Source organism: Pseudomonas sp. PB101 (assembly GCF_009764265.1).
Classification (GTDB): Bacteria; Pseudomonadota; Gammaproteobacteria; order Pseudomonadales; family Pseudomonadaceae; genus Aquipseudomonas.
On sequence record NZ_RWIR01000032.1, the window covers coordinates 1 to 19,354 of the forward strand.

Below are 19,354 nucleotides of genomic sequence, written 5' to 3' on the forward strand. Positions count from 1 at the left end.
CCGCGTTTTGTCCTGGTTACACGCGTTATCGTTGACGACCATCGCCAGCAAGCCGGCTCCTACAAGGGACCGCGTACCGGTCGAAACACGCAATCCCTGTGGGAGCCGGCTTGCCGGCGATGGGCTCAGGTGCGCCGCGTTTTATCCTGGTTATCCGCGTTATCGTTGACGACCATCGCTGCGGTAGTCCTCTCGAGGAAGATCGCCAGCCCGACCTCTTCGGCCGACAGTCTCTTGCGCGCTCTGGTCCTTGGCAGTTGAGCCAGGTCGCCAAGCAGGAAACCATCGAGCACCGCCGGGTGGATGTAGCACTTGCGGCACACCGCCGGGGTGTTGCCCAACTGCCTGGCAACGTTCTTGACCATGTCCACCAGGTGCCGTCTGGCGTCCGTTTCAGGCTCCCACTGCAGCTTGCGCAATGTCGCCAGGGCCAGAACGCTGCCGGCCCAGGTGCGGTAATCCTTGGCCGTGAACTCTGCGCCGGTGAGCGTCTGCAAATAACCATTGATGTCGGATGAACTGACAGTGTGGCGGTCACCGTTTTCATCCAGATACTGAAACAGGTTCTGCCCGGGTATGTCCTGGCAGCGTTTGATGATTCGCGCGAGTCGCCGGTCTTTCACGGTGATCTGGTGTTCGACGCCACTTTTGCCGCGGAACTGGAACTGGATGGCACTGCCGTTGATCTCCACATGGCGGCTGCGCAAGGTCGTCAGGCCGTAGGAGCGGTTGTCCCGGGCATATTGGCTGTTGCCGATACGGATCAACGTCGAGTCGAGCAGGGTGATGACCGTGGCCATGACTTTGTCGCGACTGAATCCCGGAGCCGCCAGTACCGCTTCCAGCCGTTGGCGCAGTTTCGGAAGAACCAGGCCGAACTCCCGCAGGCGCAGGTATTTGTCGGCGTCGCGCACCTCTCGCCAGCGCGGGTGATAGCGATATTGTTTGCGCCCCCTGGCATCCCGGCCAGTGGCCTGCAGGTGCCCACGTGGATCGGCGCAGATCCACACCTGGGTATAGGCGGGCGGCACCGCGAGTGCGTTGAGGCGCTTGATCTCGTCGGGGTCGGTGATGCGCTGACCCGCCGGGTCGAAGTAGGCGAATTTCCCGCGCAGTGTCCTGCGGCTGATGCCCGGCTGAGTATCATCGACATAATGCAGGTCAGGAGGCAGAACATCGGGCATGGCGATTGTCCCGGGCGATGGTCGTTACAGCCATTGACCGCGGCCCTTGGCAGTCGTGCCCGCGGATTTACGCGAGCACCGCGACCGCCTTGATTTGCGCCCAGAGTTGCTGGCCCGGGTGGACGTTGAGCTGATCGCGCGAATAACGCGTGATCCGCGCCAGCAGCGGCGTGCCGGCGGCGTCCAGGCGAATCAGCACATGGGCGGCGTTGTCGGCGTTCATTTCACTGACCACGGTGACTGGCAGGCGATTGAGAATGCTGCTCTGTTCAGTGCTGTGCAGGCTCAGGCTCACATCCCGCGCCTGAACCTTGCAGCGCAGTGCCTGGCCAGCCTCCATTGGCGTATGCGGCACACGAATGTTCAGGGCCGTGTCGGGCAGTTGCAGGCTCAGCAATTGATAGTCGGCGTCATAGGCGCTGACGCGGCCTTCGATCACCACGCCGGCGTCATCGCCCATCGCCAGCGGCAAGTCGAGGCGCGCCAGGGTCTGGCCGATCGGGCCGCTGGCCAGTGCCTTGCCGCTGCTGAGCAAGACGATATGGTCGGCCAGCCGCGCGACTTCATCCTGGGAATGGCTGACGTACAGCACCGGGATGTCGAGCTCGTCGTGCAGGCGTTGCAGGTAGGGCAGGATTTCACTTTTGCGCTGGGCATCCAGCGCGGCCAGTGGCTCGTCCATCAATAGCAGTTTCGGGCTGGTGAGCAGTGCGCGGGCCATGCCGACGCGCTGTCGCTCGCCGCCCGAGAGGTGTTGCGGGTGCCGGTCGAGCAAATGGCTGATGCCCAGCAGTTCGGTGGCATGGGCCATGTCGACCCGGCGCTGCGGCTTGGGGATGCGCTTGAAGCCGAACTCCAGGTTGGCCAGCACCGACAGATGAGGAAACAGGCTGGCTTCCTGGAACACGTAGCCCAGTGCGCGTTTGTGTGGCGCGACGAACACCTTGTTGTCGCTGTCTTGCCAGACTTCATCGTTGACCTGGATAAAGCCATGATCGGCTCGTTCCAGGCCGGCGATGCAGCGCAGGCAAGTGGTCTTGCCCGAGCCGGAATGACCGTAAAGCGCGGTGACGCCACGGCCCGGCAGTTGCAGGTCGACGTCCAGGGCGAAGCCCGGGTAGTCCAGTTTCAGGCGCATTTGAATCATCGATCAGCTCCAGCCCGCTTTGGTTTTACGGCTGGAATACAGCGCCAGCAGGACGACAAACGAGAACACCAGCATCGCCCCGGCCAGCCAATGGGCCTGGGCGTACTCCATGGCTTCGACGTGATCGTAGATCTGCACAGAGACCACGCGGGTCTTCTCGGGAATGTTGCCGCCGATCATCAGCACCACCCCGAACTCGCCGACGGTGTGGGCGAATCCGAGTATGGCGGCGGTAATGAAACCTGGGCGGGCGAGGGGCAGCGTGACGCTGAAGAACGTGTCCCAGGGATTGGCCCGCAAGGTTGCGGCCACTTCGAGCGGGCGCGTGCCGATCGCGGAAAAAGCGTTTTGCAGCGGCTGCACCACAAACGGCATCGAATACAACACCGAACCGATCACCAGCCCCGCGAAACTGAAAGTGAGGGTGCCAAGGCCGAGTGACTGGGTGAACTGGCCAACGAACCCGTGAGGGCCGAGCGCCAGTAACAGATAAAAACCAATCACCGTCGGTGGCAGCACCAGGGGCAGGGCGACTATCGCCCCGACCGGGCCGCGCAACCAGGAGCGGGTGCGCGACAGCCATAACGCAATCGGAGTGCCGACAATCAGCAGGATGACGGTCGTCAGGGACGCCAGTTTCAGGGTCAGCCAGATGGCGGAAAAATCGGCACTCGATAGCGACATTTAGATTTCGTAACCGTAGGACTTGATGACAGCGGCCGCTTTCGGGCCCTTGAGGTAGTCAACCAATGCCTTGGCGGCCGGGTTGTCCTTGCCCTTGTTGAGAATCACCGCGTCCTGTTTGATCGGGTCGTGCAGGCTGGCGGGAACGATCCAGGCCGAGCCACTGGTGATCTTGCCGTCCTTGTAGATCTGCGACAGCGCGACAAAACCCAGTTCGGCGTTGCCGGTGGAGACGAACTGATAGGCCTGGGTGATGTTCTGGCCTTCAACGATCTTGTCCTTGACCTTGTCGGTCAGACCTTCCTTGGCCAACACCTGGGTTGCCGCCAGGCCATAAGGCGCAGCTTTCGGGTTAGCGATGGAGAGGTGCTGGTATTCGTTCTTTTTCAGCACGTCTCCCTTGGCATCGACGTAGCCTTCCTTGGCCGACCACAGCGCCAGGGTGCCGACGGCGTAGGTGAAGCGCGAACCCTTGACGGTGTCGCCTTCGGCCTCAAGTTTTTTCGGGGTGCTGTCGTCTGCCGAGAGGAACACTTCGAAAGGCGCGCCGTTCTTGATCTGGGTGTAGAACTGGCCGGTGGCGCCAAAGGCGGTCACCAGTTTATGCCCGGTGTCCTTTTCGAAGTCCGCTGCAATCGCCTGGATCGGCGCGGTGAAATTGGCGGCGACAGCCACCTGGACTTCGTCCGCCTGGGCTGAGCCGAAGGCGAACACGGCGAGAAGGCTCGCCAGGCAGGTAGGGGCAAAACGTGAGGCACGAATGGTCATGAAACGGCTCCGTTAAAGGCAATTGCGACAGGGGTGAATCGTTATGTAGTTAAATATATAGCGAATTGCCTTTGAACGGAATGTGTTGTGGTGAAATTGTATACAATTTTAATGCAAGTTTGCTCCTCAGGGGCGCCGTAGCAGTCTCGCCAGTCCTTCTTCCGCCAGTTGGCGAGTCAGTGCCTCGGTGCTCAATTCGACGCCCAGGGTGAAGGCCTGGCCGGCCCAGAGGTTGCTGAAGTCCGCTTCTCCCTTGGCCCGCAGGGGCATCAATGCGCCACCGGCAAGGGGGAAGGCCGGAGCCTTGGCGCTCATTGGTCCCAGTTCACGCATCAACCGATTGAGGATGCCCCGGGCCGGGCGACCGGTGAACAGATTGGTGACAGCCGTCTCGCTTTCCCTGGCGGTGCGCAAGGCTTTGTGGTGAGACGGGCTGACCTTGGCCTCCGGCGTGAACAGGTAGGCGGTACCGACCTGCACCGCCGAAGCGCCGAGCATGAAGGCGGCGGCGACACCTCGTGCATCAGCGATGCCGCCAGCGGCAATCACCGGCACTTTCACCGCATCGACGACTTGTGGCACCAGGGCAAACGTTCCGACCTGGCTGCTCAGGTCATCGCTGAGAAACATGCCGCGATGGCCGCCGGCCTCGTAGCCCATGGCAATGATCGCATCGCAGCCATGCTGCTCCAGCCACACCGCTTCTGCGACGGTGGTGGCCGAGGACAACACTTTCGCACCAGTGGCCTTGACCCGGTCGAGCAGGGATTTTTCCGGCAGGCCAAAGTGAAAGCTCACCACTTCAGGGCGAAACTCTTCGACCACCGCACAGGCCGCGTCATCGAACGGCGCCCGGTTGGACACCGGTGTTGGCGCATCGAAGTCGACGCCGAGTTCCTGGTAGTAGGGTTGCAGCAGGTTTTTCCAGTCCTGCGCGCGTTGTTCATCGGCGGCAGGCGTTTGATGGCAGAAGAAATTGACGTTGATCGGGCCACGGGTGTGTTGGCGGATGGTTTTCAGCTCTTCGCGCAGTTGATCGGTGCTGAGCATCGCCGCAGGCATCGAGCCCAGGCCGCCGGCATTGCAGGCTGCAATCACCATGGACGAGTTTGTGGCACCGGCCATCGGCCCCTGAATGATCGGCAGTTCGATCCCGAGCAGGTCAAGAATGCGGGTATCTGGCCATTGGTTCATGTGCTGTGTTCTCCGACGTGGAAGCAGGGCAGGGACGGTAGAACAGGATTTGTAACGCAACGACTGGCGCAAGGCCAGTCGTCATTTCAGCGGGCAAGGCTTTTTTCAGCGTCGGTGGAAGCCACCACCGCCACCCCCGAAGGAGTGGTTCATGAAGCGGGACGAGTCGTGAAAACTGTTGAAGCGATCATTGCCGAAGGAACGGGCATCGTTCTCTCGGTTGAGGTTCTGGATCTGGGCCGTGTTGGCCGAATCGAGACGGGTTGCACCGCCCTGGACCATCGATTGCCAGCCGTTATCGGTTTTCTTGTAGACGTTGCCGTCATGGCCGGCGTAGACATTGTCGCCGACATGCGCGACGCCGCCGTTGCGATCATGGATACCGCCATACTGAGTGGTGTTGCCGGAATTGGGGTTGTAGACGGCACCGCGATTGGCCGTGACCTGGGTGCCGGTGCGCACGTTGCCGGCAGTCACATGCTGGCCGGCAATGGCGCCGCCCTCGGGACCGACGGCCACACCGCTGCGGCCAGCGGCATAATTGCCGTTATAGACGTTGTGAACCGCGCCGCGCTGGCCTGCCGCGGCGATGCCGGTGCGCGAGTTATAGGAGGCGCCGACCTGGCCGGCCCAGCGATTGCCGGTCCAGGCGTTGTAACCACCGCCGTAGCGGCTGACCGAAGCCCGGTCGCCCCACTGGCGGTAGATGTTGCCGGTCGTGCCGGCCCAGCCACCGGGGCCCCAGGCAACGGCGCCGCCGTGATAACCGTAGGCAACGCCACCCCAAGGCATTGGCGCCGGGTACAGGTGCGGCCCCCAGGCATAACCCCAGCCGTAATTGCCCCACCACGGATAAGCGCCCCAACCCCAACCCATCGCGACCGTACTGCCGCCCCAGCTCCAGCCGAAACCGAAGCCGAACGTCCAGCCCGTCCAGGGGGTGTAGCGCATCGCCACGCCGAAACCATAGGTCACCGGCGGTCCGTACCAGACGCTGCCCACCCACGGGGTATACGGATAACCGGTGCCATACACGACCACACCGCTGACCGGGTCCAGCGTCGAGCCCTGATACCCCGGCGTATAACCGACGACGACGGTATCGCCGCTGGATTCGTAGACTTTCACGTAAGTGACGTAGTGCAGCGGTGAACTGGGCGGAATCGAATAGATGACGGCCGGCACCGAAGAGGCGACGGTCCACGGGCCTTGCACTGAAGTCGCGACGAACCAGATGCCGTTCTCCACCGCGTACCAGCTTTGTGCATCGACCATGATGATCGGCATCGGGCTGTTGATCACGTATTGCAGGGGCGTGCCGTTGATGGCCTTGAGTTGTGGCTGGCCGTCAATCGGCGGCTTGCTCATTTTTACCTGGCTTTTGTTGATCGCCGAAGTCTGCGGAATGGTCGCTACGATGGCGGCCTCCTTGGCTTGCGGCGTGCCGGCCACCGAGGCCTTGACGTTTTCCTTGGGGCTGTCGTCGGGGATGTTGGCGAAGTCCGCGGGCAGTTTGTCCGCGCCGACAAAGCTCCAGGGGCCTTTCATGTCACTGGCGCGGAACCAGCGCCCGGAGATCAGCACGTAGCTGTCCTGGTCACCGATCTCCTTGAAGATATGCCCGGTGGTGTTGGTCACATACAGCAGTTTGGTGTTCTGGATCGGCTGCCACTGGGGGGCGCCGTCCGTGACGATCAGTTCGGTCGGCACCGTGGCGATGTAGATCTGCGGAACCGGCGGCTTGGCCAGGGTCGGTATTTTGTCCTTCGGGTCGCTCTGGCCCGTCAGCAGGTCGACCTGGCGACTCTGGATCGCGGCTTTCTTGGCCTTTTCCAGTTCGGCGGACGGCGAGGGCAGCGGCGCATACTGGCCGCCGAGGTTGTCCGCCACCATCCAGCCATCGAACACGTGCAGGTAATGCTTGCCCTGTGCGTCCTTGAGCAGCAGCGGCCGGGTGTTGATCACCCGTTGCAGGGCGGTGCCATCAACGGGGCGATAGGCCGGCTCGCCATCGATGTACACCAGCAGCGCCGGCACCTCGGACGAAATGATGGTCGGCGCGGTATTGTCCAGCGGCTCACTGTTGGACTTCTGCTCGGCGGCGAGGACGCCGAGTGCAGCTTCTAGCTGGTCGAGGGAAATGGTTTTGGTGCGGTTCTCGGCGTCTTTCTTCACTGCCGCGACCCAGCTGTCGGCCTTGGTCGCGCTCTCGGGGAAGTCGGCCTTGGTGATGGTGTACTGGTCGAGCGCCACCCAGCGCGTGGCCTTGTCGACCAGGGTGTGGGCACTGAACTGCACGATGCCGTAGGTGGATTTGCCATCGGTGCCCGTGGCCTCCACGGCCGCCCGCGCGTTCAGGGTGTAACCGTCCCAGCTGTCCAGTTGTGGTTGGTAGATGGTCAATTTGGTATCGCCGGCCGCCAGCACCTGTGGCCAGCTGGGGGCCGCCGGTGCTTCATTCGCGGGGGGTTGGGCGGGGGCCGCCTGCGTACCGCTGAGCGGAACCAGGCAGAGCATCAGTAAAACGGTGAATAAACGCAGTTGAGGCATTGTCAGCTCCATCGACAAGTCAGGTTCTTGCGGCATTTCAGGGTTGCGAAAAAGCATAGCCGCCGTCAATCAAAACGCCCGGCGGTTTTCCGGATTGGCTTAAAGTCGGGTACGGCAATCGGTTGCCATGTGTTATTTCATTTGCACCACAACCAGACTGATTCCATTGAGAGGCCGTAATGTTCAAAGGTATTTTGATCGATAAAGACGACAGCGGTTACCGGGCCACGCTGCAGGAGATCCAGGACGATCAGTTACCCGAGGGCGATGTCACGGTGCGTGTGGCCTACAGCACGCTGAACTTCAAAGATGGCCTGGCGATCACCGGCAGCAGCCCGGTGGTGCGCAAATTCCCGATGGTGCCGGGCATCGACCTGGCCGGGGTCGTCGAGGCCAGCGGGCATCCGGACTATAAAACCGGTGATCAGGTCCTGCTCAATGGCTGGGGTGTGGGTGAAGGTCATTGGGGCGGCCTGGCGCAGAAGGCCCGCTTGAACGGTGACTGGTTGATCCCGCTGCCCAAGGCATTTACCGCTGCCCAGGCGATGGCCATCGGCACGGCAGGCTACACGGCCATGCTGTGCATCCTGGCCCTTGAGCACAATGGTGTGACGCCCGAGCAAGGCGAAGTCCTGGTAACCGGCGCCAACGGCGGCGTCGGCAGTTTCGCCATCGCGTTGCTCAGCAAGCTCGGCTACCGGGTGGTTGCCTCCACCGGCCGGACCTCGGAGCACGATTACCTCAAGCAACTGGGCGCCGGCGAAATCATCGACCGCGCCACCTTGTCCGAGCCAGGCAAGCCATTGGCCAAGGAGCGCTGGGCGGCCGTCATCGACTCGGTCGGCAGTCACACCCTGGCCAATGCCTGCGCCAGCACCAAGGCCAATGGCACCGTCGCGGCCTGCGGCCTGGCCCAGGGCATGGACTTTCCGGCCTCCGTTGCGCCGTTCATCTTGCGCGGCGTGACCCTGGCCGGCATCAACAGCGTGACCCAGCCCAAAGCCAAGCGCGTGCAAGCCTGGGATCGCCTGGCCAGGGATCTGGACTTCAATCTGTTGCCACTGATCAGTCACGAGATCGGCTTGAGCGAAGCCATCGAAGCCGCGCCGCGCTTGCTCGCCGGGCAGTTGCGCGGGCGCGTGGTGGTGGATGTGAATCGCTGATCAGCGCGACTCGCGCTCCAGCAACTGGCGTTTGCGCTCGACTCCCCAGCGATAGCCCGACAGATTGCCATCGCTGCGCACCACGCGATGGCACGGGATCGCCACGGCCAGGCTGTTCGCGCCGCAGGCTTGGGCCACGGCGCGAACGGCTTTTGGTTGACCGATGCGCTGGGCGACATCGGCGTAGCTGGCAGTGCTGCCCGCCGGAATCTCGCGCAGGGCTTGCCAGACACGCTCCTGAAACGCCGTGCCGCGTACGTCCAGCGGCAAGTCAAGGCCAATGGACGGCGCCTCGATGAAGCCGACGACCCTGGCAATCAACTGCTCGAACTCATGATCGGCACCTATCAGGTTGGCGCGCCGGAACTTGTCTTGCAGATCGCAGACCAGTTGATGCGGGTCATCGCCCAGCAGGATCGCACAGACCCCGCGCTCACTTTGCGCCACCAGTATCGCGCCCAGCGAACACTGGCCGACGGCAAAACGAATGTCGTTGTTTTGACCGGCGGCACGGTAGTCCCCGGGTTTCATGCCAAGCAGTTGGTCTGCCGCTTCATAAAATCGGCTGTTGGAGTTGAAGCCGGCGTCATACAGGGCATCGGTGACCGAGCCGCCGTCCGTCAGGCGCTCGCGCACCTTGCGTGAGCGATGTGCGTCGGCGTAGCCCTTGGGCGTCAGGCCGGTGACGGCTTTGAACACGCGATGAAAGTGAAAGCTGCTGAGTCCCGCCGCCTCGGCCAGTTCGCCCAGGGTGGGCAGGGTTTCGGCGCCTTCGATCTGGCGGCAGGCAGCGGCCACGGTGGCGGCATGCTGCTCGGCGACTTCGCTCTGATCTTTCGCCGCGCGCTTGCTCGCACGATAGCCCGCGGCCCGGGCCTGTTCGGCGCTGTCGAAAAATTCGACATTCTGTGGTTTGGGCAAGCGTGCCAGGCTGCTGGGGTTGCAGTAAATGCCGGTGGTTTTCACGGCATACACAAATTGCCCGTCAGCCTTGGAGTCGCGGGCGACCACGGCGGCCCAGCGCGGATCGTTTTCGATGGTGATCTTGGTCGATTGGCGAGTCATGGCGTCATGTCCTTCGAGGAGTTGCCTGCACAATAACCATGGGGCAATTGCCACACACTCCGGCGCTTGCGGTCAAATTCGCAGTCTTCAACCGGCGGTGCGAAACGTGAAGTTGATGCGTTGCTCGCCCAGTCTCGGATGATGGCCGTCCTTGATCGGCAACACGCCGTGATAGCGCAGGCGATCCACGCCGCCCCAGACCACGATGTCGCTATGCAGCAGGGGAACGCGTTGGCTTTTGTCGCTGCGCGCAAAGCCGCCGAACAGGAACATCGCCGGCAAGCCCAGCGAAACCGAAACGATGGGGGCTGCGTAGCAATGCTCGTCCTTGTCCTGATGCAGGGACATTTTTGCCCCGGGGATGTAGCGATTGATCAGGCAGGAGTCTGGCACAAAGTCGCTGAAATCCGCGGCCTGCGCCGCCGCTTGTGCCAATTGGAAAAACACCTCGGGCATCAAGGGCCAGGGCTGGCCGGTCTGCGGGTCGTGGCGAGTGTAGCGATAGCCGCTGCGGTCAGTGGTCCAGCCGAAGGTGCCACAACTGCTCAGCGCGACCGACATGGTAAAGCCGCCGGGCGTGACCATCTGTCGAAACGGCGCGGCCGCCAGCACCGCCTCCAGCGCGGGCAACACACGCTCAAGCCAGGGCAGGGCGAAGCCTCTGAGCACGTAGGATTGTTCGCCGATCTGCTCGCGTCTCGGCTGCTGCTCGGGCTCGGCATCGGCAAACAGATCGAAAGTCAGTGGGTTCATGGGTCATGACGCATCGTGAAAGATGATTCCAAGAGTATGCCGTTTGCCGCTGTGCAGGCGACTGACGCCGTGACGCAGGGTCACGCGGTAGAAACCGCGAGTCCCTTTGACCGGCCGCTGGTTGACGGCAAATATCAGCCCGTCACCTTTGTTCAGAACGATGACCATCGGGCGCGACTGCATTCGCGGGCGCTGTTCGGTCATGACAAATTCACCGCCGGTGAAATCTTGCTCGGGGTCTGAAAGCAAAATCGCCACCTGCAGTGGGAAAACGTGCTCACCGTACAGATCCTGATGCAGGCAGTTGTAGTCCTGCGCTCCATATTGCAGCAACAAGGGGGTCGGACGGTTCTGACCAGCGGCATGACAGCGTGCGAGGAAGGCGTGGTGAGTTTCAGGAAAACGCTCCGGCACACCCATCTGTTCATGCCAGCGATTGGCGATGGGCAGCAGGCGCGGGTAGAGCGCGCTGCGCAAGCGGGTCACCAGGTCAGGCAACGGGTAGCTGAAATACTTGTACTCGCCGCGACCGAACCCGTGGCGAGCCATCACCACATGCGAGCGAAAGGGTTCGGTCCGGGGGTACAGGGCGCTGACCTGCTCACAAGCCTTGTGGCTCAACAGTGACGGGATGACGGCGTAACCGTCCTGATCAAGTTGCTGTTCCAGTCGGGGCCAGTCCAGCCTGTCCAGATATTGCTCGCTCATTGCCGGGCCTCTTGTGGGGGAGGTGGCCAGTCTGGATCAGATGAATGCAGCAGGCACTCCGGCGCTTGCGGTCGAACTGCGAGGGGGAGTCGACGTCCATGTCGCTCCGGATCGCGTTACAGCGCTTTGCTGACGCTGATTTCGCTGATGACGTCGTCCTGGCCGTGAATGGCATCCAGCGCCGCCCTGGCTTCTTCCGGGGTGCCGTTTTCAAGCTGGGCGAACTCGAAGCGGCGCTCACCGTTGAGTTTGTATTTGATGACGTACTTGGTCGTTTGGGCCACGGTTGTATCTGCCTGTCGTGTGTTTCGGGTTCGCGGATCAGCTTAGTTTCGTGCTGGAACGGCGAATGATTTTGATCGAGTGAGTCAGGGTGGGCTTGCGCGTCACGCTGATGGCGCGGCGGTTGACGGTGTCGATCGTGATGTTCCAGAAACCGGTGCTCGGGGCCGTGATGCGGGCCGGAAACGTGTCGAATGCTCCGCCGTGATAGGTGTGACGGCCGCCATTCTTGAAGCTGCGGAAGTTGGCGTCGTTCATCAAGCGGATGTTGCACATTTGAGAGCATTGAATGACGACGATGTCGTCTTCGTTGAGGTGCTCGCGCTGATGGATATATTTCATGAGGCGCCTCCAGAAGGGCTTTTTCTACTAAATCAAAACGATAGCTTGGGCGATTGGCGCAGTTTATCAGCCCGGGGGCCTTATTATCCGGCCACTTTGACAATTAAAGAACGCTAATTTCACGTTTGATGAGCGATAAAGCAGATTGCCTCGGAGAAAAAACGCATCTGCGTTGTCCGAGCGTCTTTATCGGAGGTTTTGTATGAAGTGGGGTTTGTGGGTTGTTTCGCTGGCGGTGTCGCTCGGCGGTTGTGCGAACGTCTCTGATATCAATGAGTCGTTGCCAACCATGAGCGTGATTTCTGGCAAGAAGCCCCATGAGTATGCGCAGTGCCTCAGCGAAAAACTGGCCGACAGTCGTGGCGCCTTGCAAATCGAGCCGCACAAGGACGGCTTGCGCGTGATCGTTCCGCTCAAGTTGTCCATGGGGCCGTCTGCCGTATTCGACATCGAGGATCGCTCGGGTGGCAGCAGCATCAAGCTGCACGAGAGCATGTCCAATGTCCCTGTGCGTCCCAAGGATGTACAGAAAGCCGCTACCGAGTGCATTTCCGGCTGATAAACTGGCGACCCACAGCACCGATGCCGTCAAAGCCTGGCTTTGGCGGCATTGTCATTTCTGGAGTCGACTATGAAGCGAGAGCAGGTCCGGGAGCGCCATGCAGAGGGACATATCTCTGCCACCCATGTGATTCAGAATCCGGCGGACCGCGGCGAGTGGATCGTTTTTTTCAAGAAAAGCGCCGGGCGCAGCTATTTCCTGGTGGATGACAACGATGAAGTCGAGTCCTTCGACAAGCTCGACGAGCTGATCGAAACGCTGCGCGGACTCGGGATCAAGTTCGCCGAAATACATCTGTAGCGTCGGGCACCTTACTTGCAGACCACCACGACGTTGCGGTTCTTGTAATTGCCAATGTCGGCGCCGAGGGTCTTTTCACTCTCCTTGAGCGAGGGGGTGCCGTCGGTGCCGACAATCCGGTAGCCGGTCCCAGCACAGGAGGCATCGGCCTTTTCGTAGCAGGCCGCCCAGGAATTCGCCTCTCCCGAGCAATCGATCGTCAAGCCCTGTTCGCCATTACCCAGGTAGGTTTGTTCCGACGTTGCGCAGCCGCTCAGGGCCAATACCGCCAGCAAAGGCAAAATCTTTTTCATGGTTTGATCATCGTCAGTGGGAAGGGCTAAGGCTGAGACAGCGGCGGATTGAAAAGGTTATAGCCAAAGGCCACTTCTTTTCGTCATTCACCGGGAAACACCGATAACGCAATACTGTAGGAGCCGGCTTTTCGGCGATGGACTCAAGTGCGCCGCGTTTGTCCGGTTTATACGCGTCATCGTTGACGACCATCGCCAGCAAGCTGGCTCCTACAAGGACCGTGTCCGAATCGAATCCGCACTCATGAAAAAAGCCCTGTGCAATGACAGGGCTTTGGGGGGGCGTCGGTCAGTTCTTGTCCTTGCCGCGTCGCTTGGGTTCCGGGTGCTCCAGCTCAAGCACCGAAGCCACTTCGATTGCCAGGGCTTCGGTCGGGAAAGGTCCGGCGATATTTTCACCGGCGACACTGGCCACCCACCATTGGCCATCTTTCGCCTTGTTGATCAGGAATCCATTGACGCTTTTTGCTTCCGACATCTATTTGCCTCGTTGTCTGGTTCAATCGCGCCATGATACCGGCAAACGCACGCAACGGGTGCGGATGGGCGTAGGGTAGGTCGATCCGCGCCTGTGAAATCGTGCAATTACGCAGGTTTCTGCTATGCCTAACAGGTTGCGAAGTGACCTGCGCACGTACGCAGGGAACTATCGGCAAGAATATTTCTCTATGTTGACATCGGTTAGCCAGCGCGGGGCATTGTAAGGTGCACGCCGCCTGATTAGACTGCGCCGAAACTCGTACACACAGCCCTTTCAAGGACTTATATGATCAAGAAATGCTTGTTCCCAGCAGCCGGTTACGGTACTCGCTTCCTGCCAGCGACTAAAGCCATGCCCAAAGAAATGCTGCCGGTGGTGAACAAGCCACTGATCCAGTACGGCGTCGAAGAAGCACTGGATGCCGGCTTGAACGAAATCTCCATCGTCACCGGTCGCGGCAAGCGCGCCCTGGAAGACCATTTCGACATCAGCTACGAGCTGGAAAACCAGATCAAGGGCACCGACAAGGAAAAATACCTGGTCGGCATCCGTCGCCTGCTGGACGAGTGCTCGTTCTCCTACACTCGCCAGACTGAAATGAAAGGTCTGGGTCACGCGATCCTGACTGGTCGTCCGCTGATCGGCGACGAACCGTTCGCCGTGGTGTTGGCGGATGACCTGTGCGTCAACCTGGAAGGTGACGGCGTACTCAAGCAGATGGTCAAGCTGTACAAGCAGTATCGCTGCACCATCGTCGCGATCATGGAAGTCGACCCGCAAGAAACCAGCAAGTACGGCGTAATTGCCGGCGACCTGATCGGAGACGACCTGTACCGCGTGCGCAACATGGTCGAGAAGCCAAAACCGGAAGATGCCCCGTCGAACCTGGCGATCATCGGTCGTTACATCATGACCCCGGACATCTTCAGCCTGATCGAACAAACCGAGCCAGGTAAAGGCGGCGAGATCCAGATCACTGACGCCCTGATGAAACAGGCGCAGGACGGTTGCGTGATTGCCTACAAGTTCAAGGGCAAGCGTTTCGACTGCGGTGGTGCCGAAGGCTACATCGACGCGACCAACTTCTGCTTCGAGAACTTCTACAAGACGGGCAAGGCTTACTGATAGCCGGCGATCTGTTGTAGAAATCCACCTTCGCAGACTGTGTGAAAACACGCTGATGAAGGTCCAGGCAAACGCCCCGACTTGTTCGGGGCGTTTGCTTTTGTGCGGGCTGAACCCGCTCAAACTAACGAAGCGTAAGTATTGCCTGACATCCATCGCCAGAGTTTTCGAGAGAAAATCCTGATTGTCTGGTTACAGTTGAAAAATGAGTTTGCGGCGTCCTGGTAAGGTTTGTATTAAATATGATGGTCAGTAGGCGCGTTGCTTTACTGGCCAAATATCTGGTTCTTCACGCAACCCCGGGAAACACGGGTAACGCAATACCTGTAGGAGCCGGCTTGCTGGCGATGGACTCAAGTGCGCCGCGTTTATCCAGTTCATGCGCATTATCGTTGACGACCATCGCTGCGATGCGGCGACCCGACAAGCCAGCTCCTACAAAAGACCGCGTCCGAGTCGAAAATGAAGTGACCTCCAAGCCAGTGAAATCCCCAAAAATATAAGCCCGAAATGTGCGTAGAAATCGACTCTCGGGGCAAGGAAACTGCCTTGGTTTTATATGAGTAAAAGGAATTTCGTAGATGGCGTTAACAGGATGTGAGACGCAACGCAGATCAAAACGTTGGTTAGGCCTAAGTGTGCTGATGCTGCCTGTACTGCTGGTAACAATTGACAATACAGTGCTTGGATTCGCGTTGCCCAAGATCGCCGAAGCGCTGCGTCCGAGCGCTAGCCAGCAGTTGTGGATGATCGATGCTTATTCGCTGGTCTTGGCGGGATTGCTGGTGTCGATGGGTAGTCTGGGAGATCGAATCGGTCATCGTAAGTTGTTGCTGGCCGGGTCTTTGGGATTTGCCATTATTTCGGTGCTGACGGCGTATTCCGATACCGGTGCGCAACTGATTGCTGGGCGAGCTTGTATGGGGGTTTTCGGTGCAATGCTGATGCCCTCAACGCTGGCGTTGATACGTTCGGTGTTCGATGACCGAGAAGAACGCAGACTGGCAGTCGCGATCTGGGCAACGACTTTGACGGTCGGCTCGGCACTCGGTCCTTTGGTGGGCGGGGTGTTGCTGGAATTCTTCAGTTGGGGGTCGATTTTCCTGTTGGCGGTGCCTGTGTTGGTACCACTGCTGGTATTGGGGCCACTGTTGTTGCCCGAATCCGAGCCAGATGCTTCAGGGCCGTTGGATCCGCTTAGCATCCTGCAATCGATGGTTGCCCTTGGTGCCATCGTTTATGGCATTAAACACAGCGCCAGTAATGGTATCGACTGGATGACACTGACAGCGTTCGCAGTAGGCGCAGTTGCGGGCTGGATGTTTGTGCGTCGACAGTTACGTCTGCCAGTGCCGCTGATGGACCTGACTTTGTTCCGCAGTGGCACCTTTAGCGGCTCTGTCGCGATCAACTTGATGAGCCTCGCGTTCCTCGTCGGCTTCGTATTTTTTACCACTCAGTTCCTGCAGATCGTTCTTCAGATGTCGCCCTTGAGCGCTAGTCTCGCGTTGATTCCTGGTCAGGTCATGGCGATTGTAGTGGGGATGGCGGTCGTGCCTGTCGCACAGCGATTACAGGTGCATGTGCTGATACCGATTTTGATGGCGTTTGCTGGAGCGGCGTTTTTGCTGGTCGCCAGCATGGGCAGTAGCCTGACCGTTCTAGTGGTGGCTTTTGCCTTGCTGAACATTGGCGTGGGCGCGATCGCGACGGTGTCCAATGATGTGATTTTGTCAGCCGCACCACCGGCAAAGGCGGGCGTCGCGTCTGCCATTAGCGAAACGGCCTATGAAGTGGGTGTGGTTTTGGGGACGACAGTGCTCGGCGGTGTCGTCACCGCCTACTATCGCGGTGCATTGCAGCTTCCGGGGTTCCTGAGCGAAGTGCAGATGATGCTGGCGAGTGAGACGCTGTCTGGCGCCTATCATGTGGCGGCAGACTTGTCGGGTGACCAGGCAAGGGAATTGATGGCGCAGGCGGGAAAGGCATTCGAAGGTGGAATCGGTTTGGTTTCGTGGGTGACGTTCGGCTTGGCACTCATGGCGATTTTGATTGCCTGGCGCACTCTGCGGACACCGAAAACGCAATCCGCGGAGGGGCACTGATCGAAAACGGACATTGGGCGGCACATCGCTAGCCCCGAGCATTTCAGCACAATGCTTGCTCAGCGGCCGTCCGCGGGTATGCTGTTGGCCTGCCGAGGAGATTGAAAATGGCCTACGATTTTGACCTTTATGTGATTGGTGCCGGTTCCGGCGGTGTGCGGGCTGCGCGGTTTGCCGCCGGTTTCGGTGCGAAAGTGGCGGTGGCCGAGAGCCGCTACCTGGGCGGCACCTGTGTGAACGTCGGCTGCGTGCCGAAAAAATTGCTGGTCTACGGTGCGCATTTTGCCGAGGACTTCGAGCAGGCCTCCGGTTTTGGCTGGAGCCTGGATGAGGCGCAGTTCGACTGGGCGACGCTGATCGCCAACAAGGACCGCGAGATCAATCGCCTCAATGGCATTTATCGCAACCTTCTGGTCAACAGTGGCGTGACTTTGCATGAAGGCCACGCCAGCATCGTCGATCCACATACGATCGAGATCAATGGTGAGCGCCATACCGCCAAAAATATTCTCATCGCCACCGGCGGCTGGCCGCAGATTCCGGAAATCCCGGGGCACGAGCATGCCATCAGTTCCAACCAGGCGTTCTTCCTTAAAGAGCTGCCCAAGCGGGTATTGGTGGTGGGCGGTGGCTACATTGCCGTCGAATTTGCCGGGATCTTCCATGGCCTGGGCGCACAGACCACGCTGCTGTATCGCGGCGAGCTATTCCTGCGTGGCTTTGACGGTTCGGTGCGCAAACACTTGCAGGAAGAGTTGACCAAGCGTGGCATGGACCTGCAGTTCAACGCGGACATCGAGCGCATCGACAAGCAGGCCGATGGCAGCCTCAAAGTCACGCTCAAGGATGGTCGCCAACTGGAAGCCGATTGCGTGTTTTATGCCACGGGGCGTCGTCCGATGCTGGACAACCTCGGGCTGGAAAACACCGGGGTCAAACTCGACAAGAAAGGTTTTGTCGAGGTCGATGAGCTGTATCAGACCGCCGAGCCGTCGATCCTCGCGCTGGGCGATGTGATCGGCCGCGTTCAACTGACCCCGGTTGCCCTGGCTGAAGGCATGGCGGTGGCACGACGCCTGTTCAAGCCGGAGCAGTATCGTCCGGTGGACTACAAGATGATCCCGACGGCGGTGTTCAGCCTGCCAAACATCGGCACCGTCGGTTTGACCGAGGAAGAGGCCCGCGAAGCCGGCCACGAGGTGGAGATCTTCGAAAGCCGGTTCCGGCCGATGAAGCTGACCCTGACTGAATGCCAGGAGCGCACGCTGATGAAGCTGGTGGTGGACGCCAAAACCGAGAAGGTCTTGGGTTGCCACATGGTCGGCCCGGACGCCGGTGAAATCGTCCAGGGCCTCGCGATTGCCTTGAAGGCCGGCGCCACCAAGCGGCACTTCGACGAAACCATCGGCGTGCACCCGACGGCCGCCGAAGAGTTTGTCACCATGCGTACGCCGGTCGCCGGTTAATCGTCCTTCGCTGCGTCTGCCGCTGCCGTCATGGTCGCGGCCAGACGCACGCGGTCTTCCAGATCCGTGCGGGTCTTGGCCAATTCAATTTCCAGTGACTTGTTGAGCTGCGACTGCTCATCGACGTTCTGTTTGAGTGCCTGGCTTTCCAGCAGGGCGACGCGCAGGCGTTCCTGGAGGAGGGTGCGTTCGCTGTCGACGCGGGTGGCCTGTTCCAGCAACTGATCCTGGCGGCTATTGCTTTGCTTGAGCTGCTCTTGCAGCAGGCTCAGCTCACGCAGCGTGCCGCGGTTTTCGGTCAGCAAGCGTTCGTTGTCGCGGTGCAGCTGGGTGACTTCATCCTGGCGGACCAGCGCGCTTTGTTGTGCCTGGCGCAGTTCCATCTGCAGTTGTTGCACCTGGCCTTCATGGCGACTGATTTCCTGTTCGCGCTGTTCCTTGACCGCATTGCGGTAGTGCTCCAGCGCATCGCGAGTGTGCAGGTGTTTTTCTTCAAGGGAGCGGATCTGCTCGTCCTTGTCTTTCAAGCGCAATTCGAAATCCGCCAGCGCCTGGTTCAACCCGGCGTTGCGGGTTTGCTCCGTTTGCAGCATGGCGTGGGTTTCTTGCAGGGCCTCGGACTCCTGAGTCAGCGCCAGGCTCTGGAATTCGTATTGCTCGTGCAGTTCGCTGTTGGCCTCTTGGGCTTCATCGAGCTGGTTTTCCAGGGTTTTGCGCTGTTCCTCGTACTGCGTGCGCGCCTGTTCGATAGGTTCCTGCGCTTGCTCCTTGAGTCTTTGCGCGAGCCGCGCCACCAGCGCCATCAGTTCGTCGTCGATCGGCTCCGTCGGTGCCTCGACCGGTTCGACCTTGTCATCCAGCTCTTTGAGATAGCGATGAATCGTGGTTTTCGAACCGGTATTGCCCATCTCGATCCGTACGGCATCGATGCTGGGGTTTTCGCCGCGAGCGAGGATCGCCAATCGGGCGGCTTGCACCACCGCTTTATTTACACCGCCGCGTGCCATGAGATCTCCCGGGTTCTGTTGATGTGGTACGTACCACGTAAATACACATTGTACCATTCAATCGAAAAAGTTAAATGTTGAGTGTGTCTGACACGGGATATACTGGTATTACCCCGTGTGATACACCGAATACCGCTTTTTGACCCGTCAAAGCGGTATGAATTCAAGAGCTGAC

Annotated in this window: 20 protein-coding genes; 6 read left to right on the forward strand and 14 right to left on the reverse strand. The window is 60.0% G+C overall.

Annotated features, from left to right (window positions below; translation table 11 throughout):
- Positions 1-125: 125 nt before the first annotated feature.
- From EI969_RS10115 to EI969_RS10140, 6 genes are all read right to left on the reverse strand, one after another.
- Positions 126-1,184, reverse strand: a complete 1,059-nt coding sequence (locus tag EI969_RS10115) for a DNA topoisomerase IB (protein ID WP_160387512.1) — start codon at positions 1,182-1,184, stop codon at positions 126-128.
- Positions 1,185-1,251: 67 nt separating this feature from the next.
- Positions 1,252-2,331 carry a molybdenum ABC transporter ATP-binding protein gene (gene modC, locus EI969_RS10120; protein WP_160387513.1) on the reverse strand — a complete coding sequence of 360 codons (1,080 nt, stop codon included), beginning with the start codon at positions 2,329-2,331 and terminating at the stop codon, positions 1,252-1,254.
- Positions 2,332-2,334: 3 nt separating this feature from the next.
- Complete coding sequence (modB, locus tag EI969_RS10125) at positions 2,335-3,015, reverse strand: molybdate ABC transporter permease subunit (RefSeq protein ID WP_160387516.1); 681 nt, start codon at positions 3,013-3,015, stop codon at positions 2,335-2,337.
- A complete protein-coding gene (gene modA / locus EI969_RS10130; protein ID WP_160387518.1) occupies positions 3,016-3,783 on the reverse strand; it encodes a molybdate ABC transporter substrate-binding protein in 768 nt (255 codons plus the stop codon).
- Positions 3,784-3,909: 126 nt separating this feature from the next.
- Complete coding sequence (locus tag EI969_RS10135; protein ID WP_160387520.1) at positions 3,910-4,977, reverse strand: nitronate monooxygenase family protein; 1,068 nt, start codon at positions 4,975-4,977, stop codon at positions 3,910-3,912.
- 105 nt (positions 4,978-5,082) lie between these two features.
- Positions 5,083-7,527 carry an autotransporter gene (locus tag EI969_RS10140; RefSeq protein ID WP_160387522.1) on the reverse strand — a complete coding sequence of 815 codons (2,445 nt, stop codon included), beginning with the start codon at positions 7,525-7,527 and terminating at the stop codon, positions 5,083-5,085.
- Positions 7,528-7,706: 179 nt separating this feature from the next.
- Here EI969_RS10140 and EI969_RS10145 point away from each other — a divergent pair, with 179 nt between their 5' ends.
- Positions 7,707-8,690: an MDR family oxidoreductase gene (locus tag EI969_RS10145; protein WP_160387524.1), complete on the forward strand. Its 984-nt coding sequence runs from the start codon at positions 7,707-7,709 to the stop codon at positions 8,688-8,690.
- On the opposite strand, the gene ada is transcribed toward EI969_RS10145, so the two are convergent.
- From ada to EI969_RS10165, 5 genes are all read right to left on the reverse strand, one after another.
- Entirely contained in the window at positions 8,691-9,755 is a 1,065-nt protein-coding gene (gene ada, locus EI969_RS10150) for a bifunctional DNA-binding transcriptional regulator/O6-methylguanine-DNA methyltransferase Ada (RefSeq protein WP_160387525.1), read from the reverse strand.
- A gap of 87 nt (positions 9,756-9,842) precedes the next feature.
- Complete coding sequence (gene alkB / locus EI969_RS10155) at positions 9,843-10,508, reverse strand: DNA oxidative demethylase AlkB (protein WP_160387527.1); 666 nt, start codon at positions 10,506-10,508, stop codon at positions 9,843-9,845.
- Between the two features lie 3 nt (positions 10,509-10,511).
- Positions 10,512-11,216, reverse strand: a complete 705-nt coding sequence (locus EI969_RS10160) for a 2OG-Fe(II) oxygenase (RefSeq protein ID WP_160387529.1) — start codon at positions 11,214-11,216, stop codon at positions 10,512-10,514.
- A 116-nt stretch (positions 11,217-11,332) separates the two neighbouring features.
- Positions 11,333-11,500 (reverse strand): hypothetical protein, encoded by a 168-nt coding sequence (locus EI969_RS30250; RefSeq protein WP_008053023.1) that lies wholly within the window; start codon positions 11,498-11,500, stop codon positions 11,333-11,335.
- 37 nt (positions 11,501-11,537) lie between these two features.
- Complete coding sequence (locus EI969_RS10165) at positions 11,538-11,840, reverse strand: DUF1883 domain-containing protein (protein ID WP_108217427.1); 303 nt, start codon at positions 11,838-11,840, stop codon at positions 11,538-11,540.
- A gap of 202 nt (positions 11,841-12,042) precedes the next feature.
- On the opposite strand from EI969_RS10165, the gene EI969_RS10170 reads away from it, so the two are divergent.
- Entirely contained in the window at positions 12,043-12,399 is a 357-nt protein-coding gene (locus EI969_RS10170) for a hypothetical protein (protein ID WP_160387531.1), read from the forward strand.
- A 72-nt stretch (positions 12,400-12,471) separates the two neighbouring features.
- Positions 12,472-12,702 carry a hypothetical protein gene (locus EI969_RS10175; protein ID WP_150716824.1) on the forward strand — a complete coding sequence of 77 codons (231 nt, stop codon included), beginning with the start codon at positions 12,472-12,474 and terminating at the stop codon, positions 12,700-12,702.
- 11 nt (positions 12,703-12,713) lie between these two features.
- Here the strand turns inward: EI969_RS10175 and EI969_RS10180 are convergent, their stop codons facing one another.
- Positions 12,714-12,995: a hypothetical protein gene (locus tag EI969_RS10180; RefSeq protein WP_160387533.1), complete on the reverse strand. Its 282-nt coding sequence runs from the start codon at positions 12,993-12,995 to the stop codon at positions 12,714-12,716.
- Between the two features lie 289 nt (positions 12,996-13,284).
- Positions 13,285-13,473: a hypothetical protein gene (locus tag EI969_RS10185; protein ID WP_160387535.1), complete on the reverse strand. Its 189-nt coding sequence runs from the start codon at positions 13,471-13,473 to the stop codon at positions 13,285-13,287.
- 288 nt (positions 13,474-13,761) lie between these two features.
- On the opposite strand from EI969_RS10185, the gene galU reads away from it, so the two are divergent.
- From galU to gorA, 3 genes are all read left to right on the forward strand, one after another.
- Complete coding sequence (gene galU / locus EI969_RS10190; protein ID WP_007975949.1) at positions 13,762-14,601, forward strand: UTP--glucose-1-phosphate uridylyltransferase GalU; 840 nt, start codon at positions 13,762-13,764, stop codon at positions 14,599-14,601.
- Positions 14,602-15,245: 644 nt separating this feature from the next.
- Positions 15,246-16,706: an MFS transporter gene (locus EI969_RS10195; RefSeq protein WP_256678293.1), complete on the forward strand. Its 1,461-nt coding sequence runs from the start codon at positions 15,246-15,248 to the stop codon at positions 16,704-16,706.
- 107 nt (positions 16,707-16,813) lie between these two features.
- On the forward strand, positions 16,814-18,172 hold the full coding sequence (gene gorA / locus EI969_RS10200) for a glutathione-disulfide reductase (RefSeq protein ID WP_160387539.1): 1,359 nt from the start codon (positions 16,814-16,816) through the stop codon (positions 18,170-18,172).
- On the opposite strand, the gene EI969_RS10205 is transcribed toward gorA, so the two are convergent.
- Positions 18,169-19,179 carry a DNA-binding protein gene (locus EI969_RS10205; RefSeq protein WP_160387541.1) on the reverse strand — a complete coding sequence of 337 codons (1,011 nt, stop codon included), beginning with the start codon at positions 19,177-19,179 and terminating at the stop codon, positions 18,169-18,171. The two genes, gorA and EI969_RS10205, sit on opposite strands and share 4 nt — an antisense overlap.
- Positions 19,180-19,354: the final 175 nt, after the last annotated feature.

Coding starts and splice junctions, on each gene's coding strand:
- EI969_RS10205 (WP_160387541.1), bottom strand. CDS start 19,179: ATGGCACGCGGCGGTGTAAATAAAGCGGTGGTGCAAGCCGCCCGATTG.
- EI969_RS10145 (WP_160387524.1), top strand. CDS start 7,707: ATGTTCAAAGGTATTTTGATCGATAAAGACGACAGCGGTTACCGGGCC.
- EI969_RS10180 (WP_160387533.1), bottom strand. CDS start 12,995: ATGAAAAAGATTTTGCCTTTGCTGGCGGTATTGGCCCTGAGCGGCTGC.
- alkB (WP_160387527.1), bottom strand. CDS start 10,508: ATGAACCCACTGACTTTCGATCTGTTTGCCGATGCCGAGCCCGAGCAG.
- EI969_RS10165 (WP_108217427.1), bottom strand. CDS start 11,840: ATGAAATATATCCATCAGCGCGAGCACCTCAACGAAGACGACATCGTC.
- EI969_RS10140 (WP_160387522.1), bottom strand. CDS start 7,527: ATGCCTCAACTGCGTTTATTCACCGTTTTACTGATGCTCTGCCTGGTT.
- EI969_RS10160 (WP_160387529.1), bottom strand. CDS start 11,216: ATGAGCGAGCAATATCTGGACAGGCTGGACTGGCCCCGACTGGAACAG.
- galU (WP_007975949.1), top strand. CDS start 13,762: ATGATCAAGAAATGCTTGTTCCCAGCAGCCGGTTACGGTACTCGCTTC.
- EI969_RS10135 (WP_160387520.1), bottom strand. CDS start 4,977: ATGAACCAATGGCCAGATACCCGCATTCTTGACCTGCTCGGGATCGAA.
- EI969_RS10195 (WP_256678293.1), top strand. CDS start 15,246: ATGCTGCCTGTACTGCTGGTAACAATTGACAATACAGTGCTTGGATTC.
- EI969_RS10115 (WP_160387512.1), bottom strand. CDS start 1,184: ATGCCCGATGTTCTGCCTCCTGACCTGCATTATGTCGATGATACTCAG.
- ada (WP_160387525.1), bottom strand. CDS start 9,755: ATGACTCGCCAATCGACCAAGATCACCATCGAAAACGATCCGCGCTGG.
- EI969_RS10170 (WP_160387531.1), top strand. CDS start 12,043: ATGAAGTGGGGTTTGTGGGTTGTTTCGCTGGCGGTGTCGCTCGGCGGT.
- modC (WP_160387513.1), bottom strand. CDS start 2,331: ATGATTCAAATGCGCCTGAAACTGGACTACCCGGGCTTCGCCCTGGAC.
- modB (WP_160387516.1), bottom strand. CDS start 3,015: ATGTCGCTATCGAGTGCCGATTTTTCCGCCATCTGGCTGACCCTGAAA.
- EI969_RS10175 (WP_150716824.1), top strand. CDS start 12,472: ATGAAGCGAGAGCAGGTCCGGGAGCGCCATGCAGAGGGACATATCTCT.
- gorA (WP_160387539.1), top strand. CDS start 16,814: ATGGCCTACGATTTTGACCTTTATGTGATTGGTGCCGGTTCCGGCGGT.
- modA (WP_160387518.1), bottom strand. CDS start 3,783: ATGACCATTCGTGCCTCACGTTTTGCCCCTACCTGCCTGGCGAGCCTT.
- EI969_RS10185 (WP_160387535.1), bottom strand. CDS start 13,473: ATGTCGGAAGCAAAAAGCGTCAATGGATTCCTGATCAACAAGGCGAAA.